The sequence below is a fragment of the Pseudomonas sp. TE31087 genome (assembly GCF_057284075.1).
The window spans coordinates 505,092-531,719 of the sequence record NZ_JBXVNN010000001.1 but is presented as its reverse complement, the minus strand read 5'-3'; the positions used below and the strand labels follow the sequence as shown (position 1 = coordinate 531,719).

Genomic DNA, 26,628 nt, shown 5'->3' with positions numbered 1-26,628 from the left:
CAGGGCATTTAGTATTTATCAAAACAACAACACAACAAAGCTTGCCGAACTATCAGAAAACTCCTTAGGATGTAAAAAGACCACCAAGAAACAGCCTGCATCGCTATATATCTAGCGCGGCCTGATCCTGCGCGTCTGGCATTTTCAAAACTTCTGAACTGAGTATCTCGGCCGGCCTTGCGCCGCGCCTGGGGAGAGGGATCTATGAACATCAGTATCTTCGGACTTGGCTATGTGGGAGCGGTCTGCGCCGGCTGCCTGTCGGCACGCGGACACCAGGTACTGGGGGTGGACGTCGCCCAGGCGAAGATCGACATGATCAACCAGGGCCGCTCGCCCATCGTCGAACCGGGCCTGGAACAGCTGCTGCTCGACGGCGTGCGCCAGGGCCGCCTGCGCGGCACCACCGATGTCCAGGCGGCGATCCTGGCCACCGAGCTGTCGCTGCTGTGCGTCGGCACGCCGAGCAAGGCCAACGGCGACCTCGACCTGGTGTACATGGAAGCGGTGTGCCGGGAGATCGGCGCGGCCCTGCGCGACAAGGCCAGCCGCCACACCGTGGTGGTGCGCAGCACGGTGCTGCCGGGCACGGTGAAGAACGTGGTCATCCCGCTCCTCGAGCAGGCCTCGGGCAAGCAGGCCGGGCGCGATTTCGGCGTGGCGGTCAACCCGGAATTCCTGCGTGAAAGCACGGCGATCCAGGACTACGACTTCCCGGCCATGACCGTGATCGGCGAACTCGACAGCCAGTCCGGCGATCTGCTCGCCACGCTGTACACAGGCCTCGACGCCCCGGTGATCCGCAAATCGATCGAGGTCGCCGAGCTGATCAAGTACACCTGCAACGTCTGGCACGCCACCAAGGTCAGCTTCGCCAACGAGATCGGCAACATCGCCAAGGCGTCGGGGGTCGATGGCCGCGAAGTGATGGACGTGGTCTGCCAGGACTACAAGCTCAACCTGTCGCGCTACTACCTGCGCCCGGGCTTCGCCTTCGGCGGCTCGTGCCTGCCCAAGGACGTGCGCGCCCTCACCTACCGCGCCAGCCAGCTGGACGTGGCGCACCCGCTGCTGGCCTCGATCATGGACAGCAACCGCAACCAGGTACAGAACGCCTTCGACCTGGTGACCCGGGCCGGCAAGCGCCGCATCGCCCTGCTCGGGCTGGCCTTCAAGGCCAACAGCGACGACCTGCGCGAAAGCCCGCTGGTAACCCTGGCCGAGCAGCTGATCGGCAAGGGCTACGACCTGCGCATCTTCGACGCCAACGTCGACCACGCCCGCCAGTTCGGCGCCAACCGCCAGTACATCGAGCAGCAGATCCCCCACGTCAGCGCCCTGCTGCGCAGCGACCTGCAGCAGGTGATCGACGAGGCCGAGGTGATCGTGCTGGGCAACAACGACGAGCGCTTCGTCCAGGCCCTGGACGTCGGCAACGGCAAGCAGGTGATCGACCTGGTCGGCTTCATGGCCGGCAGCAGCGACGCCCAACGCCACGGCATCTGCTGGTAAGGCACGCCGCCGCCCGCCGTTACGGCGGGCCCCGACCCAAGGAGCTACAACGCCATGGAACGACAGCAACAGCGGCCTTTCGCGGCCCCGGGGTATATGCGCGCGGCGGCCAGCTTCTGCGCCTGGACGCTGCTCGCCGGGCTGATCGCCCTGGCCGCGCAGATGGTCGCGCCACAGTACCTGGACCCGAACCACCACCTGTTCATCTTCATCATTGGCACCCTGGGCATATGGCGCTACGGCAACGCCATCGTCCACTACCTGCGCGGTATGTACTTCCTGCACTGGCGCTTCCCGCGCCTGCGCCGCCAGGTCGAGCGCCTGGGTGACGCGGCCTTGCCGTCGCACATGTTCATGGTGGTGACCAGCTTTCGCATCCCCACCCACACCACCTTCAAGGTGTACCAGTCGGTGTTCCAGGAGGTGCAGCGGCTGAAGGTGCCGTGCACGGTAATCGCCTCGATCGTCGAGAAGGGCGACGAGCAGTTCATCAAGGACATCATGCGCGACGAGGTGCGGGGCCGCGACGATATCGGCCTGGTGATCGTCCGCGCCCGCGGCACCGGCAAGCGCGATGGCCTGGCCCACGCCTTCCGCGCGCTGTCGCGGCAGATGCCGCTGGACGACGCGGTGGTCGGCGTGGTCGACGGCGACACCATGATGCTGCCCGGCTGCGTCGAGCGGGCGGTCAAGCTGTTCGCCGTGCTGCCCGACGTCGGCGGCCTGACCACCAACGAGTTCTGCGAGGTCGAGGGCAGTCGCTGGATGCGCCAGTGGCACTCGATGCGTTTCGTCCAGCGGCACATCAACATGTGTTCGATGGCCCTGTCGCACCGGGTGCTGACCCTCACCGGGCGGCTGTCGTTCTTCCGCGCCGGGGTGATGACCGACCCGGATTTCATCCGCGACGTCGAGGCGGATTTTCTCGAACACTGGCGCCTGGGCCGCTTCCAGTTCCTCACCGGCGACGACAAGTCGAGCTGGCTGAGCCTGATGCGCGCCGGCTGGGACACCTTCTACGTGCCCGACAGCCACACCCTGACCGTCGAGCACCCGCCCAGCGACAGCTTCTGGGTGGCCACCCGCCAGCTGATGTTCCGCTGGTACGGCAACTCGCTGCGCCAGAACTTCCGCGCCACCGCCCTGCTCGGCCGCGCGCGCCTGGGGCTGTTCACCCTGTACGTGCTGCTCGACCAGCGGGTGTCGATGTGGACCTGCCTGATGGGCCTGACCGGCTCGGTGGTCGCCGGCCTGGTGTTCGGCATCCAGTACCTGCTGGTGTACCTGTTCTGGGTGCTGGTCTCGCGCAGCCTGGTGACGGTGCTGTTCGTCTTCGCCGGGCACCCGGTCAGCCCGATGTACCCGTTCGTTCTCTATTACAACCAGATCGTCGGTTCGCTGATGAAGGTCTACGCGATGTTCCACATGGACCAGCAACGCTGGACGCGGCAGAAGACCACCCTGGCCACCGGCAGCGTCGACTTCGACGCCAGCCTCAACCGCTGGTCCTCGAAGGCGATGCTGTGCTCCTCGATCGCCATCTTCTTCGGGGTCATCACCGTTCTTCTGGAACTCTCGCAACGTTAAGGAAAGGCGCCTGCACATGAGTACTTCGAATACCCCGGCGGCCCCGGGCACGACCACGGCCAACATCGTCCACGAAGCCATCGACGAGCGTCAGTACGTGCGCACCCGCATGCACGCCCGGGTGCGCCTGTCCGGTGTCGGCCGCGAACCGTTCGAGGCCGACCTGGCCGACATCTCGCTGGGCGGCATCGGCCTGCTGCACGAGGCGCCGCTGACCGTCGGCGCGCTGTACGACGCCTCGATCCAGCTGCGCCTGAACCAGGTGGACCTGTCGATCGACGGCAAGGTGCGCATCGTCTCCCAGCGCGGCAAGGAGGTCGGCGCGCAGTTCGTCGACCTCGACGCGCAGAAGCGCGACATCCTGCGCTACCTGATCAGCGCCTACCTGTCGGGCGAAGTCGCCGACATAAACGGCCTGTTCAACGTGATGCAGCGCGAGAACTACATCAAGGCGCGCAAGCACCAGCAGGCCAGCGCCCGCACCCCGGCCGAGCGCCTCAAGGCCGTGGCCGGCACCGCGCTGTACGCCGCCGCCGGCCTGGCCGCGCTGGGCTTCGTCGGCTACAAGGGCTACCTGCTGTTCTTCCGCGTCCCGGCGCTGCAGGCCACGGTGGCCGGCAATGCCCAGGTCATCAGCATGCCGGACAACGGCTACGTGAAGTACCTGCTGCCGGCCGGCGCCAGCGAGGTGCAGGCCGGCCAGCCGCTGGCGAACATCTCCACCCAGCTGGCCACCAGCTTCACCAGCCCGGCGGACATGAAGGCCCTGGCCGACCTCGCCCCGGGCGACCTGCAGGCGCTGCTGGGGCGCGCCAGCGTCGAGACGGTGATCAACAGCCCGTGCGACTGCCAGGTCTGGTACCCGTCGCCGCCGCTGGACGGCTATGGCTACAAGGCGGCGCCGATGATGCACCTGCTGCCGAAGCACGAGGGCTTGTTCGTGCGCGCCAACGTGCCGTTCGACAAGCTCGCCGATGTCGGCCGCGTGCGCTCGGTGGACATGCAGGTGTTCGGCCTCGACCAGCACTTCAGCGGCAAGGTGGTCGACGCCCGCTCCGACGAGCTGAACCACAACCTGGCCCTGACCATCCAGCCGGACAGCCCGCTGCCGGCAGCGGCCTACCAGAAGGCCGTGGCGGTCGACCTGTACCTGGGCCTGCCGTTCGGCAGCGGCAACTGAGGGCCGGTCATGATCGCCAAGAACGCCCCGCGCCTGTTGCTGGCCGGCCTCGGCCTGGCCTGGGCCGGCAGCGGCTGGGCCGGGCAGAGCCTGGAGCAGATCCGCTACGCGCTGTACAAGGACCCGAGCGCCGATGTCACGAGCGACCTGCGCACCCTCGCCGAGCGCGGCGACCTGGCCTCCAAGCAACTGCTCGGCGACGTGCTGGCCAACAGCGACAGTGCCAACCGCCAGGACATCGTGAGCCTGTACCAGGAGGCCTTCGCCGACGGCCACGGCCAGATCCCGGCGCTGGCCTCGCTGGCGCGCCTGCTCGACCGCACCCCGCGCCTGCAGCGCAGTCACGAAGCCTGGGTGCGTCAGGCCCTGGCCCGCTACCCCAACGACCGTGATCCGCGCAGCACCAGCACCAGCCTGGAGGTGTTCCTGGTCTATCCGCAGCTGTTCCCCGGCGAGCGCGCCGCCGAACTGCTGGCGCTGTACGAACAGAGCTGCCTGCTCAACTGCCGCCCCGAGCTATACCGCGCTGTGGTCGCCGAGCGCCAGGGCGACCGCGCCGCAGCCGAGCGCTGGTACCGCCAGGCGGCACGCATCGACCCGCGCGGCATTGAGCGCTATTACCGCTTCCTCGGCGAGCGCCAGGATCCGGCCTTCCTCGCCTTCGCCCGCAGCCTGGAGCCGGAGATGGCCAGCCTGCCGGTGGAGGTCGTGCAGCGCATCGGCGCGCTGCTGGACAGCATCCATGGCACCACCCGCGCCGAGCTGGACGCCGAGCGCGAACAGCGCCTGAGCCGCGCCATGGGCCCCAAGGTCGAGCCGACGCCCGAGCAACTGGCCCGCGACAAGGCCAACGACCAGTTGCGCGCCGACGGCATCGCCGAGGCCCAGCGCTGGCTGGACAACGCCGTCGCCCGTGGCTACCTGCCGGCGCAGGTGTCCAAGGCCAACTTCATGATCTCCAACCCCACCGAGCACAACGCCGAGCAGACCCAGGCGCTGATCGCCCAGGTGCGGGCCAAGGACCCGACCCGGGCCAAGGCGCTGGATGCGGCGTTCTACATGGTCAACAACTGGCTGACCCTGGATCCGCAAAAGTCCCAGGCGCTGATCGACGAGCTGATCACCGCCCGTTATCCCGACGCGCAGCTGCTGCTGGGCGACCTGTACAGCAAGGGCGGCCTCGACCAGCCCGACCAGGAGCGTGCCCTGGCCATCTGGCAGCGGCAGGCCGAGCAGGGCTCGACCGCGGCCTGGTACCGCATGGCCACCGTGCACCTGCGCGGCCGGGCCATCTGCCACGACCCGGTCAAGGCCTACACCTATGCGCGCATCGCCCTCGACCTGGGCGAGACCCGCGCCCGCGGCCTGATCAAACGGCTGGACAAGACCTTGCCCAAGGATGACATCGAGCGCGCCCTGGCCGCGCGCAACGATCTGTTGAAGGAGGCCACCCTGTGAAAGCCCACCCACCCCTGCTCGGCGCCCTGCTCGCCCTGGCGCCCCTGGCGGCGCTGGCGGCCGAGGAAGTCACCGGCCCCGAGGCCGACAGCAACGCGCCGGTGCGCGTCGCGGCCGTTGACGGCAGCGAGCCGCTGATCACCTCGGAGTTCTTCAACAAGCTCACCGTGCAGACCGGCTACGGGCCGGAGGACTCCCAGGTCGGCCGCGACCGCGAAAGCTTCTACAGCCTGCGCTACGAGCCGTCGTTCGCCTGGTACTCGCCGGAAAAACGCTGGGCCAAATGGATGGTCTATGGTCGCCTGTGGCTGAACTACGACTCCAGCCAGTCGAGCAACCTGGCCAACGAGTCGACCAACAACAATGAGCGCGAGCAACCCGAGGGCTGGTACGCCGAGCTGCGCGAGCTGTACGTCAAGCGCAACCTGATCGGCGACGACCCGCGCTTCTCGCTGTCGTTCGGTCGTCAGCGCTTCTACGACGACTACGGCATCTGGTGGGACGACAGCCTGGAGTCGCTGCGATTCAACTACCAGGATACCTTCAGCGATGCCTTCGTCGCGGTCGGGCAGAAATTTCGCAACTACAACACCGACGTCAATTCGCTGGCCGCCAGCGAAGCGCGCACGCTGTACCTGATGGGCCAGTACGCCTATCGCTGGAGCCCGAACAACCAGGTCGGCGTGCGCCTGATGCAGGAGAACGACCGCAGTGGCCACGACGCCGACGACCGCTACGACTTCAAGGGTTGGCGCTACGGACTGTTCTTCAAGGGCGACAACCTGCCGCTGGCCAGCGACTACCACCTGGAACTGGCGGCGCTGGACGGCACGATGGACAACACCGCCGGCAACGGTGTCACCAGCACCGGCCACGGCAGCCGCGGCTGGGCGGCGCTGGGCGAGGTCGGCAAGCGTTTCGAGACCTTGCCCTGGACCCCGCGCCTGGCCCTGCGCGGCGGCCTGACCGACAAGCCGGACGACGACAACGACGGCTTCCGGCTCAACCCGATCCAGTCCGACCGCATCACCCGCCAGGGCTCGTACAGCACGCGCCTGACCAGCTCGTTCGTCGCCCTCGACCTGCGCAACCTGAGCTACTACGGCGTCGCCCTGGAGACCCGGCCCACGGCGCGCAGCGCCCTGGACCTGCGGGTGACCCAGCTCAACCTGCGCGACGAAGGCGGCGCCCTGCCGATCCGCATGGCCGCCGATGCCCGCGCCCGGCGCCAGAGCGAACTGAACGCCGGCCGGCACGGCAAGGGCGACAACGTCGGCCAGATGATCGACCTCAACTACTACTGGAAGATGTTCCCGGTAGCCCTCGACGGCAAGCACCTGGACGTCAACACCCTGGTCAGCGCCAGCTACCTCAACGCAGGCAGCGCGCTGGACACCGGCGACGACTACCAGCTGAGTGTCGGCGTGGTGATCAGCTACTAAGGACCGGCCAGCATGATCTTCGCCTCCAACGTCTTCCTGTTCCTCTACCTGCCGCTGTTCCTGGCCATCTACTACCTGGCCCGGCCACAGTGGCGCTCGCTGGTGATCGTCGTCGCCAGCTACGTGTTCTACGCCTGGTGGCGCCCGGACTTTTTGCTGCTGTTCGTCGCCATCACCGCCTGGAACTACGGCTTCGGCCTGTTCATCAAGGCGCGCCTGGACGCCGGCGACAAACGCCGTGCCCTGCGCCTGCTGTGGCTCGGCGTGGCCGGTAACCTGGCCACGCTCGGCTACTTCAAGTACGCCAACTTCGGCGCCGAGGTGCTGGCCCTGCTGCTGGCGCCGCTGGGCATCAACACCTGGACCCTGGAGAACATCTTCCTGCCGCTGGGCATCTCGTTCTACGTGTTCCATGCCCTGAGCTACATCGTCGACATCTACCGCAAGGACGCCACGCCCACCCGCAGCTTCATCGACTTCGCCGCCTTCGTCGCGCTGTTCCCGCACCTGGTGGCGGGGCCGATCCTGCGCTACAGCCAGCTCGCGCCGCAGCTGCGCCAGCGCAGCCACTCGCTGGAGCTGTTCTCGCTGGGGGTGTGCCGCTTCATGCTCGGTTTCATCATGAAGGTGCTGATCGCCGACCGCCTGGCGCCGATCAACGTGCTGTTCGTCGGCGAAGGCACCCTGCAGTTCAGCGATGCCTGGTTCGGCCTGGTGGTCTCGACCCTGCAGCTGTACTTCGACTTCGCCGGCTACAGCCACATGGCCCTGGGCCTGGCCTTGATGATGGGGTTCCGCTTCCCGGAAAACTTCAACCAGCCCTATGTGTCGCAGAGCATCACCGAGTTCTGGTCGCGCTGGCACATGACCCTGGCGCATTTCCTGCGCGACTACGTGTACCTGCCGCTGGTGCGCAAGCGCGTGGCCGGCGCCCTGCCGGCGCTGGTGTGGACCATGCTGCTGTCGGGCCTGTGGCACGGCGCCAGTTTCGCCTTCATCTGCTGGGGGCTGTTCTTCGGCATCGGCATGGTGCTGGAGCGCAGGTTCAACCTGGCGACCAAGGTCACCACGCCCTATCACCTGGGCCGCAACCTGCGCACCGCGCTGCTGATCATCCTGAGCATGCCGCTGTTCTTCACCATGGACCTGCGCCACAGCCTGCAGATCTACCAGGCGCTGCTGGGCTTCAACGGTTTCGGTTCGCTGGAGCTCTACGTGCTTGGCGCCTCGAGGATGGCCATGGCCTTCGCCCTGGTGGCAATCGCCTGGCTGATCCTGGCCGGGATCAACAACGTGCGCTTCTACGCCGGCAACAAGGAAGGCTACTTCATGCGTCACGTCGGTGTGCTGCACAGCCTGCTGCTGTGGGGGGGCTTTCTGCTGGCGCTGAGCAGCCTGGCGGCCAGTTCGTTCTCGCCGTTCCTGTATTTCCAGTTCTAGGGCAAGGCTTGAGATGCCCCCTGCAGGAGCGGGCTTGCCCCGCGAACACCGGCGCAGCCGGTGCCATGCACCGCGTCGCCTTGATCGCGGGGCAAGCCCGCTCCTACAGGGGGACGTGTCGATCAATGAATCAACTAACTGTTCCGTGGAAATGCCATGTACCCAGTGATGAATTCGGCCGGCAAGGCCAACGGTGTGGTCTTCGCCCTAGCGCTGGCGGCGATGTTCGTCTATTCGCTGCCGCCGGTGCTGAGCTTTGCCCGTGCCCAGACCGACAGCTGGAACCTGTTCGTCGACGGCAAGCTGCTGCGCAAGTTCGAACAGGTCTACGACAAGCGCCTGTTCCTGCGCGAGCCCTCGCAGCGACTGTGGGCCGACGCCCAGTTCCAGCTGTTCGGCGAGGGCACCAAGGGCGTGGTGCTGGGCAAGGACGGTTGGCTCTACACCAACCAGGAATACCGCGTGCCCAACGACCTGGACGCCAGCCTGGCGAGCCAGCTGGAGCAGATCGTCAAGGTCCAGAGGCAACTGGCCGAGCACGGCAAGCACCTGGTGCTGCTGCCGCTGCCGATGAAGCTGGATATCTACGCCAACCACGCCGAGCACGCCTTCGATCCGCGGGTGCACAGCCTCTACGACCGCTTCGTCGCCGACCTGCAGCTACGCCGGCTGGACGTGGTGCCGTTGCGCGACGCCTACCTGCGCAACCTGGCCGGCCCACGGCTGTTCCTCAAGTCCGACACCCACTGGAGCCCGGACGGCGCGCGCCTGTCGGCCTATGAACTGGCCCGCCAGCGCCCGCAGTTGCTCGGCGACCAGGTGTACGTGTCGCGCAAGGCCGGCGACAAGACGGTCAAGGGCGACCTGATGAACTACCTGCAGTTCGACCACGCCCGCCTGGCGCCGCAGTTCGGCCCCAACCCGATCGAGCTGTACGAGACCCTCCAGGCCGAACAGAACAGCGACGCGCTGTTCGCCGAACAGACACAAAGCCTGCTGCTGGTGGGTACCAGCTACAGCAAGATCGACGACTGGAACTTCGTCGGGTTCCTCAAGGAGGCGCTCAACCGCGACCTGTTGTCCATCGCCGTGGAGGCCCGCGGGCCGTTCGAGGCGATGAACCAGTTTCTCGCCGGCGACCAGTTGCAGAACCCGCAGATCGACACCGTGGTCTGGGAGTTCCCCCTGCGCACCCTGTTGGCCCATCGTCCCGGCGCGCTGGCCCGCAGCGCCCAGCCCGGGCATTTCTGACGTCCCTAGGAGAACCTGATGAAGCTTTCGCCCCTGTTCACCGCCCTGGCCCTGACCTGTGCCAGCCACGCCGCCCTGGCCGCCGAAGGCAATGCCGACCTGTACGACGCCGTGGCCCCGGCCGATTCTGCGTTCGTGCGTGTGCTCAACCTGTCCGACGGCAACGTCGAGGTGGCCCTCAGCGGCAAGCTCAACCCGCAGAAGGTCGCCCCCGGCCAGCTCAGCGGCTACCGCTTCGTGCCGGCCGGCGTGCACAGGATCGGTATCGGCGCCAAGGCCATCGAACCGACCCTGGTGGCCAATGCCGCCAGCACCGTGGTCTACGACGGCAAGCAACTGCAGTTGATCGCCGACCAGTACGTCAACGAGCCGAAGAAGGCCCAGGTGGCCTTCTACAACTTGACCCCGTCCCAGGCCACGCTGCGCACCGCCGACGGCAAGCACGAGGTGGTCAAGGCCCTGGCCAGCGGCCAGACCGGCGCGCGCATGGTCAACGAGATCAAGATCGACTTCGCCGCCTACGTCGGTGGCCAGGAAGTGGCCAGCTTCGATGAGCTATTCCTCAAGAAGGGCCGCTCGTACAGCTATGTGCTGCTGCCAGGCAACCGCAGCCTGAGCCTGGCCAACAGCATCGACCCGACCGAGTGACGCCGTGCCGCACGCAAGGATGACTGGCCCATGAACACCCTCCTCCCCCTCGGCCTCGCGGCCACCCTGGCCCTGCTCGGCGCGCAGGCAAAGGCCGCCGAGCCCGTCCGGCCCGGCTGCGAAAACCTGCAGTGCATGGTCTGCCCGGCCCTGGCCGAACCGCAGCACTATGCCGAAGGGCGCATGAAGCTGATGCGCCAGATCGTCCCCGGCAAGGAGCGCTGGCTGTTCCGCTCGATGGTCGACCTGACCAACGACTTCGGCATTCCCGCGCCCATGCGCCCGGAGTTCGCCCGGCTGATGGACGCGTTCCACCGCCAGGGCATCCAGGTGGCCATGGCGATCCAGCCGACCCGCGGCCTGATGCACCGCGACAAGCTCTACGCCGAGCAACTGCACGGGTTCGACTACGGGCGCGCCAGCCGCAACCTCGACAGCTACCTGGGGCAGCTGCGCCAGGCCGGCGCGGTGGTGGCGCCTATGATGCAGCTGGTGCGCCAGCCGCCCCAGGGCGAGTACTTTTTCCGCCGCGACCACCACTGGACCCCGGCCGGCGCCGAGGCAACGGCCAGGCTCATGGCCGAGGAGATCCGCCGCCAGCCGTTCTACAACAGCCTGACCAAAAAGCGCTACAGCACCGAGCCCGGCGTGATGGTGCCCAAGGACGGCACCCTGAACCTGGCCCTGAGCTACATCTGCGGCAACAACTACGGTTTCCAGTACGTGCGCGGTTACCAGACCGTGCCGGTGGCCGACAGCAGCGACGCCCTGTTCGACGAAGCCCCCGATCCCGAGGTGATCCTGGTCGGCGACAGCAACGCGGCGGCCCGCGAGGACGAGAGCAAGCAGTTCAACTTCGACGGCTACCTGAAGCAGTACCTGGAAGCGGATGTACTCAACTACGCCCTGCCCGGCGTGGGCGAGGACGGCTCGCTGCTGGAGTACCTGCTGTCCGCCGACTACAAGCCCGAGGCGCCGCCCAAGCTGATCGTCTGGGAACTGCCGGCCAATTACCGCCTGGATTCGCCGTTGATGTACCGCCAGCTGGTGCCGGCGATACACGGCGGCTGCAAGGCGTCCAGGGAAATCCTTGGCACGAAATTGCAGCGTCCGCCACTCAAGGTCGGCGAGCGCATCGAACTGCTGAGCAATGCTGGTGGCGCCCGGCAGACCGTGTCCAACGGCTTTCTCGATATCCGCCTGAGCGACAGGAGCGTCAAGGACTTCTACCTCATCGTCTATTACGACAATGGCGCCCGCGACAAGGTGTGGTTCCGCCGCGAGGCGGCCGTAAGCGGCGGCCAGTACTACCTCGAACTGAGCAAGGCCCCCGAGTTCGCCGGCGCCAACCTGCTCTCGGTGTTCCTCGAACCGACCAAGGCCGGCACCGCCGCCACCGATGTGGAGACCCGCCTGTGCCTGTGAACCGCACCCACGCAATTCCTGTAGGAGATCACCCAGCCCTTCCGGGCTGCGCTGTCACGCAGGGAACAGGGTGGCAGCGTGGGAGCGGGCTTGCCCCGCGATCACCGGCGAAGCCGGTGCCATGCACCGCATCGCGGGGCAAGCCCGCTCCCACGCTGTATCCCCAAAAACTTACGCTTATCTTGGCAGCCCTCGCCTTGCTCAGCCCCCTGGCCCACTCCGCCCAAACCATCTGGCCCCCCCGCGCCACCACGCAATCGGTAATGATCGCCGACTACCGTACCCTCACCTGCAGCAAGGCGTCGCCACCGCCCTATACCGCCAGCCTGCACCTGCAGAGCAAATACGACCCACGCGACGCCAGCAAATCCACCCTGCGCGCCAGCCCAGACGCCGACAGCGAGCGCGTCGCCCGGCAGATCAAGCAATTCGTCGGCGGCCTGATCCAGGCCGGCAAGCGCTTCCAGAATGCCACCAAGCCGCAGCAGGCCAACATGGCCCTGGCCTGCCAGGACCAGTGGCTGGAGCACTGGGCGCAAGCGGGTGCCCTGCTCGACCCGGATGCCAGCAACACCGGCATGGCCGCGCGCAAGTGGGCCCTGGCGGCCATGGCCGGCGCGGTGCTGCTGACCCAGGCCGCGGCCGACGGCAAGACGTCGCTCAGCCCCGTGCAACGACGCTGGTTCACCCAGCTCGGCGAGCAGGTGATCCGCGAATACGACCCGCGCCGCCAGTCCACCACGGTCTACTTCAACAACCACGACTACTGGGCCGCCTGGGCGGTGGCCGCCGCCGGCATGCTGGTGGACCGCGACGACTTCATCCGCTGGGCCGACGGCAACCTGCGCCGGGGCCTGGCCCAGGCCGTGCGCCATGGCGACCAAGCCTACCTGCCGCTGGAAGTGGCACGCAGCAAGCTGGCCGCCAACTACAGCCAGTACGCCCTGGTGCCGCTGGTGCTGCTCGGCGAGTCGGCCCGGGCCAACGGCCTGGCCTGGAGCGAGGACGACCAGCGTACCCTCGACCAGCTGGCCACCTTCGCCGCCCGCAGCGTGCTCGCCCCGGACTCCCTGCCCCAGCTCAAGGGCCAGCGCCAGGCCGACGTCGCGCCCTACAAGCTGGCCTGGCTGATACCGTTCCTGGCCCGCCGGCCCGGGCATGCCCTCGCCCGCCAGCTGTACGACAGTGAAGACGGCGAGGTGGACAACTACAGCCAGATCGGCGGCCCGCTCAAGCCGGCCTACCCCAACCTGCCTTGATCAAGGACGCTCCCATGGCACCGTTCAGCCGCTTTTCCCTCACCTGCCTGGCCGCCCTGCTGCTGGCGACGACTGCCCAGGCCGCGACGGTGATGGACACCCTGCCCCAGGCGCAGTATCAGCAGCAGCTGGAGCAACTGCGCCACCAGGCCCGCCAGGCGGTGACCTTCGAGCAGGCACGCCGCCCGCCACCCGCGGGCCGCGCCAGTGTCAGCCTGCAACCGATGTTCTCGTCCCAGGCCGGCAGCTGGCCGTTCGAGCCGTTCGTCAACAACGGCCTGTTCCGCGCCATAGCCGGCTACCAGGCGCATCACCCGCAGGCCGTGGTGCTGCGCGGTGGCAGCATCACCCTGGCGCAGCTGCACGATGCGCTGCACGACCCACGGGTCCTCAAGCGCTACAAGGACGGCTACCTGCTCAGCTACCCGTTGATGATCGGCGCCGATGCCGGGCTGCTGCTGGAGGGCACGAGCCTCTACCTGTACAGCTACTCCGGCACCGCGCTGATCAACCAGGGCTGGCTGGGGCTGAACCAATCGACGCTGGAGAGCGTCGCTGGCGACAAGCCCGGCAACACCAACCGCGCCTGGCGGCCCTTCGTGGTGGCCTGGGCTGGCAGCCATACCCAGGTGATCGGCTCGACGCTCAAACGCCTGGGCTACAACACCAACCTGTCCCGCGGCCTGAGCACCGCGCTCAGCACCCAGCAGCCGTCCAGCACGCGTCCGGCCACGCTGCTGGTGGAGGCCAGTCATTTCAGCGAGCTGTCCAGCGCGCTGGAGCTGCAGCACAGCCAGGCGACCGTCATCGACAGCCGTTTCGAAGGCTCGCAGCAGTACGCCATCGACGCCCGCGACAGCCAGCTGAGCCTGCGTGGCAACCAGCTGCGCGGCGTCGACAATAACAGCGGCGTGCGCCTGCGTGGCCAGACCCGGGCTTTGGTCGAAAACAACCTGATCCTCGGCGCCGCCAAGGCCGCCATCGAGATCAGCGACCAGCGCGGCGCCGTGCTGCTGGCCGGCAACCGCATCGGCGACAGCCGTGGCCATGGCATCCAGCTGCGCAACCTCGCGCCGACGACCGAAGCCCCGCTGCTGATCGACGACAACCTGCTGGCCAGCAGCCAGGGCAGCGCCGTGGATGCCAGCGAGGTCACGGCCCTGACCCTGGTGGGCAACCGTATCGGCAACACCCCGGAGTACGCCGTCAGCCTGCGCAACGCCACGCCGCAGCCCGGGCCGCTGGTGATCAGCGGCAACCGCCTGGGGCAGGTGGGCAAGGCGGTGGTGCGGGTCGAGGGCGTGCGCGAGGTCGAACTGGGAGGCAATCGCTTCGATGGCAAGGCGCTGCTGCAGAACCTGCTGGCCGGCGACCTGCTGGCGTTGCAGGGGCCGGTGCTGGAGGCGATGCTGGTTCAGGGGCGGATGGTCAGGGTGCGCCAGGACTGAAATCCACCGCCCCCTGTAGGAGCGGCCTTGTGCCGCGAAAGGGGCGCGGAGCGGCCCCAGGATTTGAGCGTTAAAGCAAAGATCGCCGGGGCCGCGTTGCGGCCCTTTCGCGGCACAAGGCCGCTCCTACACAGGATCGCGTCAGGGTGCCGGGCGCTGCATCCGCACAAAGCACTCGTCCATCCCGACCTCGACGAACCCACGGCGCTGGTACAGGCGCCGCGCCGGATTGCTGCTGAACACCATCAACCGCAGCCAGGGCAACCCACGCTGCGCGGTCCAGCCGGCCAACTGCTCCAGCACCCAGCCTCCCACGCCCCGGCCGCGCTGCTCGGGCAACAGGTGCAACTCGCGGATATACAGCGCCTGACGGTCCTGGCTCAGGCTGCAAAAGCCCAACACCCGGTCGTCCTCGATCACCAGCCACTGTTCGCGCCAGCCCCAGGCTTCGTCGAAGGCTTCCTCGATCCACAACAGATCGAATTCACGGTAATACGGCAGCATGGCGCGGCGCGTGAGGTCACGGGCAAACGTCAGGTGTTCGTCGCTGGCAGGAATCAGTTCAAGGGGCATAGCACACCGGCGAACTGGCCGGGCCACGGCGTTCCAGTTCGTCCTCCAGCCACCGGGCCAGGACCTGGGCGTTGTTGTGCTCGGTGTCCTTGCCGGCGTACAGCAAGGTCAGGTCGCCTTTGCCAGCCAGGTCCAGCAGCGGGTACCAGTGCTCGGGGTGAGCGGCCAGTTCCTGCTGGTAGCGCTGGGTAAAACCGGCAAAGTCGAACTCGCCGGCGTGAAACGCCTTGCGCAATGCGTCGGACGGCGCCACTTCGCGCAGCCACTGCCCGTGCAGGTCTTCCTTGCGCGTGTTGCGCGGCCACAGGCGGTCGACCAGCACACGTTGGCCATCGCTCGCCATGACGGGATCGTACACCCGCTTGCAACAGATCATCGGAAACTCGCTTGGCAATTGCGTGGTGCCTTCTAGACTAGAGGTTCCGTTGACCGAGGTCACGCGGGAGTAACAGATTGTTTCTAGGATAGGAAACCTTCCCCTCTCCGTCGAAGCCCCCGGAGCCATCATGACAACTCCCTTGCTGGTCAGCCAGGACGCGCTGCCCAAGCTCGACTCCCGCCCCCACCTGTCCCACCGTCCCGGACGCGCCACCCTCACCCTGTTCTTCGGCCTGCTGCTGGCCGGCCTGGCCTACACCTTCTGGAGCCTCAAGCAGGATGTCAGCGCCAGCGGCACCGTGGTCACCACCGTCACCCCCTTCCTGCTGCTGGGCCTGGCCCTGCTGATCGCCCTGGGCTTCGAGTTCGTCAACGGCTTCCACGACACCGCCAACGCAGTGGCCACGGTGATCTACACCCATTCGTTGCCGGCGCCGGTGGCGGTGGTCTGGTCGGGGTTGTGCAACTTCCTCGGCGTGCTGCTCTCCAGCGGCGCGGTGGCCTTCGGCATCATCGCCCTGCTGCCAGTGGAGCTGATCCTGCAGGTCGGCTCGTCGACCGGCTTCGCCATGGTCTTCGCCCTGCTGCTGGCGGCGATCATCTGGAACCTCGGCACCTGGTGGCTGGGTCTGCCGGCGTCGTCCTCGCATACCCTGATCGGCTCGATCATCGGCGTGGGCGTGGCCAACGCGTTGATGCACGGACGCGACGGCACCAGCGGCGTGGACTGGACCCAAGCCAGCAAGGTCGGCTACGCCCTGCTGCTCTCGCCCCTGATCGGCTTCGCCTGCGCCGCCCTGCTGCTGCTCGCCCTGCGCGCGCTGGTCAAGCGCCGCGAGCTGTATCAGGCGCCAGAAGGCCAGACGCCGCCGCCCTGGTGGATTCGCGGCGTGCTGATCCTCACCTGCACCGGCGTGTCGTTCGCCCATGGCTCCAACGATGGTCAGAAAGGCATGGGCCTGATCATGCTGATCCTGGTCGGCACCCTGCCAATGGCCTATGCGCTGAACAAGACCATGCCCAACGAGCAGGCCCTGCAGTTCTCGGCGGTCGCCGAGGTCACCCGCCAGGCCCTGGTGCGCGCCGCGCCAGCCCCCGCACCGGCCGATCCGCGCCAGGTGCTGACCGCGTTCATCTCTGAGCCCAAGGCCAGCGCCGAGCTGGTCCCGGCGCTGGCCGCGCTGACTGGCATGATCGGCGAGGAAGTCAAAGGCTATGGTTCGCTCAAGCGCGTGCCGGCCGAGGCCATGGCCAACGTGCGTAACGACATGTACCTGACCAGCGAGGCCATCCGCCTGATCGACAAACACCGATTGGCCCACTACGACGCCGACACCACGCGCCATGTGCAACTGTTCAAGCGCCAGCTGGACGACGCCACCCGCTATATCCCGCTGTGGGTCAAGGTGGCGGTGGCCATCGCCCTGGGCCTGGGCACCATGGTCGGCTGGCGGCGCATCGTGGTGACGGTGGGCGAAAAGATCGGCAAGACCCACCTGAGCTATGCCCAGGGCGCTTCGGCCGAGGTGGTGGCGATGTGCACCATCGGCGCGGCGGACATGTTCGGCCTGCCGGTGTCGACCACCCACGTGCTGAGCTCGGGCGTGGCCGGGACCATGGTGGCCAATGGCTCGGGAATTCAACGCAAGACGCTGGTCAACCTGTTGATGGCCTGGGTGTTGACCTTGCCGGCGGCGATGTTGCTGGCGGGTTGCTTGTACTGGTTGCTGAACCAGATTCTCTGAATGTCGCTGAATCTGCAGGCGATCGCGCAGGATTACCAGCGTGGGAGCGGGCTTGCCCCGCGATAGCGATACTGAATTTTCCGACGCTATCGCGGGGCAAGCCCGCTCCCACGGATCCCCTGTCAGGCCGGGATCTTCAAACCGCGCTGGACCGCCGGGCGCTCGAGGAACTTGGCCAGCACCCGCTGCACTTCCCTGAAATTATCGAACCCCACCAACTCGCGCGCGTTGTAGCGCTCCACCAGGTTGCGCACCCAGGGGAAGATGGCGATATCGGCAATGCTGTACGCACCGACCATCCACTCGCGCCCCTGCAGATGGCGATCGAGCACGCCCAGCAGGCGCTTGGACTCATTGACGTAGCGATCCCGGGGCCGCTTGTCCTCGTACTCCTTGCCGGCGAAGAAGTGGAAGAACCCCACCTGGCCGAACATCGGCCCGATGCCGCCCATCTGGAACATCAGCCACTGCAGGGTCTGGTAGCGCTGGGCAGGATCCTGGCTGAGCAACTGCCCGCTCTTCTCGGCCAGGTACTGCAGAATCGCCCCCGACTCGAACAACGGCAGCGGCTGGCCACCAGGGCCATCGGGGTCGAGGATTGCCGGAATCTTGTTGTTGGCGCTCAGGGAGATGAACTCGGGGCTCAGCTGGTCGTCGTTGTCGAAGCTGACCTTGTGCACCTCGTAGGGCAGGCCGATCTCCTCGAGCATGATCGAGACCTTGACGCCGTTGGGCGTGGCCAGCGAATACAGTTGCAGGCGCTCGGGATGCCGGGCCGGCCATTTGCGGGTGATGGGGAATGCACAAAGATCGGTCATGTTCGCGCCCTGAAGGTTGGGGGATTCAATTTAAAGACTGTCGGGCGTCCTGACCATCACCCAGTCTCGGTGCCGCTCGTCACCGCAGGGAAAGATCGCCTCGCCCACCTTGCGAAAGCCATTGCGCTCGTAGAAACGGATGGCCTTGGCGTTGAGTTCGTTGACGGTCAGGCGAACCGGGCCACAGGTGTGGGACAAGATAGACTCGAGCAGCGACTGCGCGGCGCCTGTGCCGTGGGCGACGGGCAGCACATAGCAGCGGGAAATCTCCACCAGCTGATCGGCCGCGGCGATCCCCAGTTCACCGGGTGCCAGGTCGAGCATGCTGTAGCCCAGCACCTGGCCGTCCTGCTCGACCACCAGCAGGCGCTTGTGCGGGTGGCACAGGTGCGCCTGGAAATGCTCGGGCTGCAGGTTGTGGGTGATGTAATGCTGCTGCGCCGCCGGGGCACTGTCGGGCGGGCTGGCCAGGGCGAAGGTGGCCTGGCCGATATGGCTCAGGACTGCGCAATCGTCCCTGCGGGCCGGGCGGATCTGGTAGGGCATGGCAACATCCTGTCGGGCATCCGGATCACCCTCGACAATGCCAGCCCCTCCCAACCGGCGCAAGGTTCAGGCGTCGCCGTGAGCCTGGCGCTTGAGCTTCTCGGTATCGACCCGGACAAACACCGAGTCAGCGGTGACGGTCAGCACATCACCGGCCCAGACCTCGCAGATCACCCGGCTCTTGCGCCCCACCTCACCCTCGACCCGCGCCTTGAGCTGCAGCTCGACGCCCATCGGCGTGGGCTTGAGGTAGGTCAGGCTGAGCTGGCCGGTAACGCAGTCGATACGCGGCAGGCTGCCGGGCTCGCGGCCTTCGGCCCGATAGTGGTGGGCCATCGCGGTCCAGTTGGAATGGCAATCGACCAGCATGGCCAGCAGGCCGCCGTAGACCAGGCCGGGCCAGCCGATGAAGGTCGGATCAGGGGAATGACGGCACAGCAGGTGGACGCCGTCGTCATCCCAGTGACTCTGCACGTGCAGGCCGCTGGGGTGGGAACAACCGCAGCCATAGCAGGTGCCATCAGGGGCGGCGAGTTGCTGCAGGGAAAGGGCTTGCTCGGTCATACGCGTCCTTGGCTTGTTGGATTTGGGAAGGAGGCTGGCTGCCGATGGTAGCGCCCTGCCCGTTCCACGCCAATGAGCGTGTCCCGGGATAACGTCAAAGACAACCCATCAAGTTCAGGAAGAAAACGAATGACGGCAATCGAATAATTCGTTTGCGGGATATATCCCCGCCACGCTTGGATACGACCTGACTCGAACAACAGGCCGCGTGCAGATGAATCAGGAAAGTATCAGCCAGTCCATCGCCATCGTTCACCCGATCACTCTTTCCCACGGCCGCAACGCCGAAGTCTGGGACACCGCCGGCAAGCGCTACATCGACTTCGTCGGCGGTATCGGCGTGCTCAACCTGGGCCACTGCAACCCGGCGGTGGTCGAGGCCATCCAGCAGCAGGCCGCGCGTCTGACCCATTACGCCTTCAACGCAGCGCCCCACGGCCCCTACCTGGAGCTGATGGAGCGCCTGCGCCAGTTCGTCCCGGTCAGCTACCCGCTGGCGGGCATGCTCACCAACAGCGGCGCGGAAGCGGCGGAGAACGCCCTCAAGGTCGCCCGCGGCGCCACCGGCAAGCGCGCCATCGTCGCCTTCGACGGCGGTTTCCACGGCCGTACCCTGGCCACCCTCAACCTCAACGGCAAGGTCGCCCCGTACAAGCAGCGGGTCGGTGAACTGCCCGGTCCGGTCTACCACCTGCCCTACCCCAGCGCGGACACCGGGGTGAGCTGCGAGCAGGCGCTCAAGGCCATGGAGCGCCTGTTCGGCGTGGAACTGGCGGTGGAGGACGTGGCGGCGTTCATCTTCGAGCCGGTGCAGGGCGAAGGCGGCTTTCTCGCCCTCGACCCCGCCTTCGCCCAGACCCTGCGCCGCTTCTGCGACGAGCACGGGATCCTGATCATCATCGACGAGATCCAGTCCGGTTTCGGCCGCACCGGCCAGCGCTTCGCCTTCCCCCGGCTGGGCATCGAGCCGGACCTGTTGCTGCTGGCCAAGAGCATTGCCGGCGGCATGCCGCTGGGCGCGGTAGTCGGGCGGCAGGCGATCATGGGCGCGCTGCCCAAGGGCGGGCTGGGCGGGACCTATTCGGGCAATCCGATCGCCTGCGCGGCGGCGCTGGCAAGCCTGGCGCAGATGACCGACGCCAATATCGCCACCTGGGGCAAACGGCAGGAACAGGCCATCGTGGCGCGCCATGCGCGCTGGAAAGCGTCGGGAATGTGCGCAGCGCTCGGGCGCCTGACCGGCACCGGGGCCATGCGCGGGCTGGAATTCGTCAACCCGGACGGCAGCCCGGCACCGGCGCAACTGGCCAAACTGCTGGAGGCAGCGCGCAGCAAGGGGTTGTTGCTGATGCCCAGCGGCAAGGCGCGGCACATCATCCGCCTGTTGGCACCGCTGACCATCGAGCCTGAGGTGCTCGAGGAAGGGTTGGATATCCTCGAGCAGTGCCTGATGGAGCTGGACTGAGGGTTACAGGCCCAGTTCTTCAGGAGTGGGCATGTCGCACTCGAAGGCGATCCAGCCGCCTTCGAGCTCGGCGTGGCCGTTGACGATCAGGCCGTAGTAGGTCAGGCCGTTCTCCAGGGTGACGCAGATGTGCGTGGCGCCTTTTTCGGGGGCCGCGAGCGTGCCGACGAAATGCACTTTCTTCAGCACCTCGGTCACCGCCTCAAGGCCCACGCGCATGTTGGTGTTCTCCGAGGCCTCGGTATCGCCCCCACGGTCTTCGGCGCTGATGGTCACGGTGGCGGTGTACGGGTACTTGGTGCTCAAGCGGGGTTACCTCGGTTTTGAAGGGTTGAATTGCTGGCGCGTAGAGTACGGCAGGCGTTCCCGGTTGTCTCTATCGCCCTCATCGCGGGGCAAGCCCGCTCCCACGTCAACATCCTGCAGTGGGGCATCGAGCATGGCCTCCCCTGCCCCGATCTGTTAGGGTGCCCGCCGATGCACGCCACACCACGCGAGGATACCGAGTGAGCGCCGAACAACCCCTGATCGCCGACCTGTTCGAGGTCGACAAACGCTTGACCCTCAAGCCCGTCGTGGACTTCAACGCCTACCTGCGTAACGCCTTCGGCGATGGCCCCTGCCGCTGCCACCGCTGCGTCGAGGGCAATGGCGACGAGAACGGCTACGAGCACCGTCACAGCTTCGAGCTGGAAGGCCGCACCCTGCACCGGCGCTTCGCCAGCACCGCCGGCAGCGACGTGCTGATGGCGCTGAAGAAGGCCTGGCTGTCCTACACCAAGGCCGAGCTGATCACCGTCGGCGCCCTGGACATGGCCACCCTCAAGTCGTTCACCGAGGCCGCCCTGCACGAGCGCCTGCTGGCCCTGCTGCCGGCCAGCGGCCTGGCCCGCGAAAGCGATGGCCAGTGGCAGTTGCAGGTGCTCGCCGACTGACGGTCGCCCCGGCAGGATTCTCCCGCTCTGCTACCTTGGGAGAATCCTCACCCACAGGTGATCCGACCATGGCCCGCACGACCCCCATCGAGCTGTACCGCAACATCGGTATCGTTGCCCACGTGGATGCCGGCAAGACCACCACCACCGAGCGGATCCTGTTCTACACCGGGGTCAACCACAAGATGGGCGAGGTGCACGACGGCGCCGCGACCATGGACTGGATGGCCCAGGAGCAGGAGCGCGGCATCACCATCACCTCGGCGGCCACCACGGCCTTCTGGCAAGGCTCGACCAAGCAGTTCGAGCACAAGTACCGCTTCAACATCATCGACACCCCCGGCCACGTCGACTTCACCATCGAGGTCGAGCGCTCGCTGCGCGTGCTCGATGGCGCGGTGGTGGTGTTCAGCGGCGCCGACGGTGTCGAGCCGCAATCCGAGACCGTATGGCGCCAGGCCAACAAGTACCATGTGCCGCGCCTGGCCTACATCAACAAGATGGACCGCCAGGGCGCCGACTTCCTGCGGGTGGTGAAGCAGATCGACCAGCGCCTGGGCCACCATCCGGTGCCGATCCAGCTGGCCATCGGCAGCGAGGAAAACTTCATCGGCCAGATCGACCTGGTGAAGATGAAGGCCATCTACTGGAACGACGCCGACCAGGGCACCAGCTACCGTGAAGAAGCGATCCCCGCCGAGCTGCAGGACCTGGCCGACGAATGGCGCGCCCATATGATCGAAGCTGCGGCCGATGCCACTGAAGCGCTGACCCTGAAGTTCCTCGACGGCGAGGAGTTCACCACCGAGGAAATCAAGGCCGCCCTGCGCAAGCGCACCATTGCCAACGAGATCGTGCCGACCATCCTCGGCTCTTCGTTCAAGAACAAGGGCGTGCCGCTGATGCTCGACGCGGTGATCGACTACCTGCCCGCCCCCAGCGAGATCCCGGCGATCAAGGGCACCGATCCAGACGACGAAGAGAAGCACCTGGAGCGCCACGCCGACGACAAGGAACCGTTCTCGGCCCTGGCCTTCAAGATCGCCACCGACCCGTTCGTCGGCACCCTGACCTTCGCCCGGGTGTATTCCGGTGTGCTCAGCTCCGGCAACGCCGTGCTCAATTCGGTCAAGGGCAAGAAGGAACGCATCGGCCGCATGGTGCAGATGCACGCCAACCAGCGCGCCGAGATCAAGGATGTGTGCGCCGGCGACATCGCCGCGCTGATCGGCATGAAGGACGTCACCACCGGCGACACCCTGTGCGACATGGATAAGCCGATCATCCTCGAGCGCATGGACTTCCCCGACCCGGTGATCTCGGTGGCAGTGGAGCCCAAGACCAAGGGCGACCAGGAGAAGATGGGCATCGCCCTGGGCAAGCTGGCCCAGGAGGACCCGTCGTTCCGGGTCAAGACCGACGAGGAGACCGGCCAGACCATCATCTCCGGCATGGGTGAGCTGCACCTGGACATCATCGTCGACCGCATGCGCCGCGAGTTCAACGTCGAGGCCAATATCGGCAAGCCGCAGGTGGCCTACCGCGAGAAGATCCGCAATACCTGCGAGATCGAAGGCCGCTTCGTCCGCCAGTCCGGCGGCCGTGGCCAGTACGGGCATTGCTGGATCCGCTTCGCCCCGGGTGACGAAGGCAAGGAAGGCCTGGAATTCATCAACGAGGTCGTCGGCGGCGTAGTGCCGCGCGAATACATCCCGGCAATCCAGAAAGGCATCGAGGAGCAGATGAAGAACGGCGTGCTCGCCGGCTATCCGCTGATCAACCTCAAGGCGGCGGTGTTCGACGGTTCCTACCACGACGTCGACTCCAACGAGATGGCCTACAAGATCGCCGCGTCCATGGCCACCAAGCAGCTGTCGCAGAAAGGCGGCGCGGTGCTGCTGGAGCCGGTGATGAAGGTCGAGGTGGTGACGCCCGAGGAGTATCAGGGCGACATCCTCGGCGACCTGAGCCGGCGCCGGGGGATGATCCAGGACGGCGACGAGACTCCTGCCGGCAAGGTGATCCGCGCCGAGGTGCCGCTGGGCGAGATGTTCGGCTACGCCACCTCGATGCGCTCGATGACCCAGGGGAGGGCCAGTTTCTCGATGGAGTTCACCCGCTATGCCGAAGCGCCGGCGAGCATTGCCGATGGCATCGTGAAGAAGAATCGCGGGGAGTCATAAGGCGAGCGCTGCGCACCCGATTCGCGGGTAAACCCGCTCCCACAGGGATCGCGAAACCCTGTGGGAGCGGGTTTACCCGCGAATGCGTCAGGTCAGACAACGCTGCTTGTCAGTGCTGCTCACCCGCCCGCTTGAGCAGCTTCTTGCACCGCTCCGACAGGTGCACCACCCGCAACTGCTTGCCGGCCTTGGCATACCGCTCGCGCAAGGTCTGCAACGCAGCGATCGCCGAATAATCGACAAAGCTCAGGTGCTGGCAATCCAGCGTGACCTTGACCGGGTCACCAGCGGGATCGAACTGGTTGAGAAACGGCGTGGTCGAGGCGAAGAACAGCGTGCCATGCACCTGGTAATGCTTGCTGCCCTCGCCATCCACATGGCTGTTGGCGTACAGCTCCCGAGCATGCTGCCAGGCGAAGTTGATCGCCGCGATGACGATACCGAACATCACCGCCATGGCCAGGTCGGTGAACACTGTGACCACGGTCACCGCGATGATCGCCAGCACATCGCTGACCGGCACCTTGTGCAGCACCCGCAGCGAGGCCCAGGCGAAGGTCTGCTGGGCCACCACGAACATCACCCCCACCAGCGCGGCCAGCGGAATGCGCTCGATCAGCGGCGACAGGAACAGGATGAACAGCAGGATCATAACCCCGGCCACAACGCCCGACAGGCGTCCACGGCCATTGGAGCTGAGGTTGATCACGGTCTGGCCGATCATCGCGCAACCGCCCATGCCGCCGCACAGGCCCGAGACCATGTTGGCCGCGCCCAGGGCCACGCATTCGCGGTCCGGATAGCCGCGGCTCTCGGTGATCTCGTCGGTGAGGTTGAGGGTCAGCAGGGTTTCCAGCAGACCGACCATGGCCATCAGGAATGCGTAAGGCGCGATGATCTTCAGGGTCTCGAGGTTCCAGGGCACCTCCGGCAGGGTCAGGTGCGGCAGGCCGCCGGCGATATGGGCCATGTCGCCAAGGGTGCGGGTCGGCAGGTCGAGCAGGTAGACCAGCAGGCCGACGCCCAGGATCGCCACCAGCGCCGGCGGCACGGCCCGGGTCAGCTTCGGCAGGAGGTAGACCACCAGCATGGTCAGCGCCACCAGGCCGATCATCAGGTACAGGGGCGTCCCGCCAAGCCAGTGCTCGCCGTCCTTGAAGTGCTCCAGCTGGGCCAGGGCGATGACGATGGCCAGGCCGTTGACGAAGCCGAGCATCACCGGGTAAGGCACCAGGCGCACCAGCTTGCCCAGGCGTAGCGCGCCAAACAGGATCATCACCACCCCGCCGAGCAGCACTGTGGCCAGCAGGTACTGGGCGCCGTGCTGCACCACCAGGGCGACAATGACTACCGCCATGGAACCGGCGGCGCCGGAGATCATGCCGGGACGGCCACCGAACAAGGCCGTCAGGGTGCAGATGATGAAGGCGCCGTACAGCCCCATCAACGGGTTGAGGTGCGCCACCAGGGCGAAGGCGATGCACTCCGGCACCAGGGCGAAGGAAGTGGTGAGGCCGGCGAGCAGGTCGGCGCGAAGTCGGGCGGGTTTCATGGAGGTCCTGTAAACAGCCTCGAGGTCTATAGCGTGGGAGCGGGCTTGCCCCGCGATGGCGCCATCGCGGGGCAAGCCCGCTCCCACGCTGTCGAGACAATGGGTAATAAGCCTGAAAATCGAGGGCGCGATGGTACGGAATTTGTCTGACAGCAGCCACCGTCAATCCGCACGGCAAGTTGCACGCAAATTTGCCATCATGTCCATTCCACCCGCGGAGATCATGGACATGCCGCTACGCCCCCTGCTCGCCTCCCTGCTGCTGGCCGCCAGCCTTACCGCCCAGGCCGCTACCGAGGTCATCCCCCTGCAACACCGCAGCAGCGCCGAACTGCTGCCTGCCGCCCAGTCGTTCCTGGGCAAGGACGGCAGCGTCAGCACCTTCGAGGACAAGCTGATCGTCAACGCCAGCCAGGAACGCATCGACGACCTGCGCGCCCTGCTGCAACAGCTCGACACCGCGCCCAAACGCCTGCTGATCAGCGTCGACAACAACGACAGCAACTTCCAGGACAACCGCGGCAACGCCCGCGTGATCCGCTACGGCACCGCCAACCGCGAAGGCGGCATGCAGCAGGTGCAGGCCAGCGACGGCCAGCCGGCACTGATCCAGGTGGGCCAGAGCATCCCCGTCACCAGCACCGCCACCGACGGTTACGGGCGCATCCAGAGCAACACCGAATACCGCAATGTCACCCAGGGTTTCTACGTCACGCCGCGCCTGAGCGGCGACACGGTTCGTCTGCAAATCAGCACCAATAATGATCGAATGAGCCAGGAACGTGCCGATGTAGTGAAAGTGCAGAGCACCGACACGACCGTCACCGGCAAGCTCGGCGAGTGGATCACCCTGGCCGGGTTCAACCAGCAGAGCCAATCCGAACGCAGCGCGTCAAGCCTCAGTTACAGCACCCAGCGCGGTGAAAACATGACTTTGCGGGTCAAAGTCGACCTTCTCGACTGAACCCAGGCAATTCAAGGCCTCGACCAAAGGCCTTGAAACTGACCGCCAAGTCGCATTAGACCAAAGATGTAGTAAGCCGAAAAAAGCACTACAAAACATTTGACAGGCTCTTTTCGGCAAGGGCATGATGGCCTCGCTCCCGCTAATCAGAGGCCCTGGCAAGGGTCTTCGAGGTGCGCTCCTCCCACCGTGGAGGCACCTCGTGTCCATACGGCCCACAAGGCGGTTCGACGGGATTGCGACTGCAACGAAGAA

The 26,628-nt window shown here is 66.4% G+C and carries 23 protein-coding genes; 16 read left to right on the top strand and 7 right to left on the bottom strand.

The annotated features are described in order from the left end of the window. The first annotated feature begins 204 nt into the window (after positions 1 to 204). The 11 genes from ACZ899_RS02395 to ACZ899_RS02345 all read left to right on the top strand — a co-directional run bounded on the left by ACZ899_RS02395 (position 205) and on the right by ACZ899_RS02345 (position 14,650). Positions 205 to 1,512, top strand: a complete 1,308-nt coding sequence (locus ACZ899_RS02395; RefSeq protein ID WP_203652077.1) for a nucleotide sugar dehydrogenase — start codon at positions 205 to 207, stop codon at positions 1,510 to 1,512. Positions 1,513 to 1,608: 96 nt separating this feature from the next. Beyond that, on the top strand, positions 1,609 to 3,099 hold the full coding sequence (locus ACZ899_RS02390) for a glycosyltransferase (RefSeq protein ID WP_442800045.1): 1,491 nt from the start codon (positions 1,609 to 1,611) through the stop codon (positions 3,097 to 3,099). Between the two features lie 16 nt (positions 3,100 to 3,115). Beyond that, complete coding sequence (locus ACZ899_RS02385) at positions 3,116 to 4,279, top strand: PilZ domain-containing protein (RefSeq protein WP_203652072.1); 1,164 nt, start codon at positions 3,116 to 3,118, stop codon at positions 4,277 to 4,279. Between the two features lie 9 nt (positions 4,280 to 4,288). After that, positions 4,289 to 5,737: a tetratricopeptide repeat protein gene (locus tag ACZ899_RS02380; RefSeq protein ID WP_234562607.1), complete on the top strand. Its 1,449-nt coding sequence runs from the start codon at positions 4,289 to 4,291 to the stop codon at positions 5,735 to 5,737. Continuing rightward, positions 5,734 to 7,179, top strand: coding sequence for an alginate export family protein (locus ACZ899_RS02375; protein ID WP_234562608.1), 1,446 nt, complete (start codon positions 5,734 to 5,736; stop codon positions 7,177 to 7,179). Before ACZ899_RS02380 ends, ACZ899_RS02375 begins: the two co-directional genes overlap by 4 nt. 12 nt (positions 7,180 to 7,191) lie before the next feature. Further along, positions 7,192 to 8,619, top strand: a complete 1,428-nt coding sequence (locus ACZ899_RS02370; protein WP_234562609.1) for an MBOAT family O-acyltransferase — start codon at positions 7,192 to 7,194, stop codon at positions 8,617 to 8,619. A 156-nt stretch (positions 8,620 to 8,775) separates the two neighbouring features. Beyond that, entirely contained in the window at positions 8,776 to 9,870 is a 1,095-nt protein-coding gene (locus ACZ899_RS02365) for an alginate O-acetyltransferase (protein WP_232857038.1), read from the top strand. A gap of 18 nt (positions 9,871 to 9,888) precedes the next feature. Continuing rightward, a complete protein-coding gene (locus ACZ899_RS02360; protein ID WP_203652062.1) occupies positions 9,889 to 10,518 on the top strand; it encodes an alginate O-acetyltransferase AlgF in 630 nt (209 codons plus the stop codon). A 30-nt stretch (positions 10,519 to 10,548) separates the two neighbouring features. Continuing rightward, positions 10,549 to 11,943: an alginate O-acetyltransferase AlgX-related protein gene (locus tag ACZ899_RS02355; RefSeq protein ID WP_234562610.1), complete on the top strand. Its 1,395-nt coding sequence runs from the start codon at positions 10,549 to 10,551 to the stop codon at positions 11,941 to 11,943. 116 nt (positions 11,944 to 12,059) lie between these two features. Then, a complete protein-coding gene (locus ACZ899_RS02350) occupies positions 12,060 to 13,202 on the top strand; it encodes a polysaccharide lyase (protein ID WP_234562611.1) in 1,143 nt (380 codons plus the stop codon). Positions 13,203 to 13,216: 14 nt separating this feature from the next. Beyond that, complete coding sequence (locus ACZ899_RS02345; RefSeq protein WP_234562612.1) at positions 13,217 to 14,650, top strand: right-handed parallel beta-helix repeat-containing protein; 1,434 nt, start codon at positions 13,217 to 13,219, stop codon at positions 14,648 to 14,650. A 141-nt stretch (positions 14,651 to 14,791) separates the two neighbouring features. Here the strand turns inward: ACZ899_RS02345 and ACZ899_RS02340 are convergent, their stop codons facing one another. Beyond that, on the bottom strand, positions 14,792 to 15,223 hold the full coding sequence (locus ACZ899_RS02340) for a GNAT family N-acetyltransferase (RefSeq protein WP_234562613.1): 432 nt from the start codon (positions 15,221 to 15,223) through the stop codon (positions 14,792 to 14,794). Beyond that, complete coding sequence (locus tag ACZ899_RS02335; RefSeq protein ID WP_186714710.1) at positions 15,213 to 15,599, bottom strand: DUF488 domain-containing protein; 387 nt, start codon at positions 15,597 to 15,599, stop codon at positions 15,213 to 15,215. Before ACZ899_RS02335 ends, ACZ899_RS02340 begins: the two co-directional genes overlap by 11 nt. A 130-nt stretch (positions 15,600 to 15,729) precedes the next feature. On the opposite strand from ACZ899_RS02335, the gene ACZ899_RS02330 reads away from it, so the two are divergent. Then, a complete protein-coding gene (locus tag ACZ899_RS02330) occupies positions 15,730 to 17,346 on the top strand; it encodes an inorganic phosphate transporter (protein ID WP_234562614.1) in 1,617 nt (538 codons plus the stop codon). A 122-nt stretch (positions 17,347 to 17,468) separates the two neighbouring features. Here the strand turns inward: ACZ899_RS02330 and ACZ899_RS02325 are convergent, their stop codons facing one another. The 3 genes from ACZ899_RS02325 to ACZ899_RS02315 form a co-directional block, all read right to left on the bottom strand. Further along, a complete protein-coding gene (locus ACZ899_RS02325; protein WP_234562615.1) occupies positions 17,469 to 18,164 on the bottom strand; it encodes a glutathione S-transferase N-terminal domain-containing protein in 696 nt (231 codons plus the stop codon). Positions 18,165 to 18,194: 30 nt separating this feature from the next. Next, on the bottom strand, positions 18,195 to 18,710 hold the full coding sequence (locus tag ACZ899_RS02320; RefSeq protein WP_203652046.1) for a GNAT family N-acetyltransferase: 516 nt from the start codon (positions 18,708 to 18,710) through the stop codon (positions 18,195 to 18,197). A 66-nt stretch (positions 18,711 to 18,776) separates the two neighbouring features. After that, complete coding sequence (locus ACZ899_RS02315; protein WP_203652045.1) at positions 18,777 to 19,274, bottom strand: PaaI family thioesterase; 498 nt, start codon at positions 19,272 to 19,274, stop codon at positions 18,777 to 18,779. Positions 19,275 to 19,488: 214 nt separating this feature from the next. On the opposite strand from ACZ899_RS02315, the gene ACZ899_RS02310 reads away from it, so the two are divergent. Continuing rightward, positions 19,489 to 20,739 carry a 2-aminoadipate transaminase gene (locus ACZ899_RS02310; RefSeq protein ID WP_234562616.1) on the top strand — a complete coding sequence of 417 codons (1,251 nt, stop codon included), beginning with the start codon at positions 19,489 to 19,491 and terminating at the stop codon, positions 20,737 to 20,739. A gap of 3 nt (positions 20,740 to 20,742) precedes the next feature. On the opposite strand, the gene ACZ899_RS02305 is transcribed toward ACZ899_RS02310, so the two are convergent. Then, positions 20,743 to 21,045 carry a hypothetical protein gene (locus ACZ899_RS02305; RefSeq protein ID WP_110738050.1) on the bottom strand — a complete coding sequence of 101 codons (303 nt, stop codon included), beginning with the start codon at positions 21,043 to 21,045 and terminating at the stop codon, positions 20,743 to 20,745. A 200-nt stretch (positions 21,046 to 21,245) separates the two neighbouring features. Between ACZ899_RS02305 and ACZ899_RS02300 the strand changes: the two genes are divergently transcribed. Beyond that, complete coding sequence (locus ACZ899_RS02300; RefSeq protein ID WP_234562617.1) at positions 21,246 to 21,674, top strand: hypothetical protein; 429 nt, start codon at positions 21,246 to 21,248, stop codon at positions 21,672 to 21,674. Positions 21,675 to 21,742: 68 nt separating this feature from the next. After that, positions 21,743 to 23,857: an elongation factor G gene (fusA, locus tag ACZ899_RS02295; RefSeq protein ID WP_234562618.1), complete on the top strand. Its 2,115-nt coding sequence runs from the start codon at positions 21,743 to 21,745 to the stop codon at positions 23,855 to 23,857. A 109-nt stretch (positions 23,858 to 23,966) separates the two neighbouring features. On the opposite strand, the gene ACZ899_RS02290 is transcribed toward fusA, so the two are convergent. Further along, a complete protein-coding gene (locus tag ACZ899_RS02290; RefSeq protein WP_234562619.1) occupies positions 23,967 to 25,409 on the bottom strand; it encodes a SulP family inorganic anion transporter in 1,443 nt (480 codons plus the stop codon). A gap of 229 nt (positions 25,410 to 25,638) precedes the next feature. On the opposite strand from ACZ899_RS02290, the gene ACZ899_RS02285 reads away from it, so the two are divergent. Beyond that, the gene (locus tag ACZ899_RS02285; RefSeq protein ID WP_050706487.1) at positions 25,639 to 26,373 is read left to right on the top strand and encodes a secretin N-terminal domain-containing protein; all 735 of its coding nucleotides are present in this window, start codon (positions 25,639 to 25,641) and stop codon (positions 26,371 to 26,373) included. Positions 26,374 to 26,628: the final 255 nt, after the last annotated feature.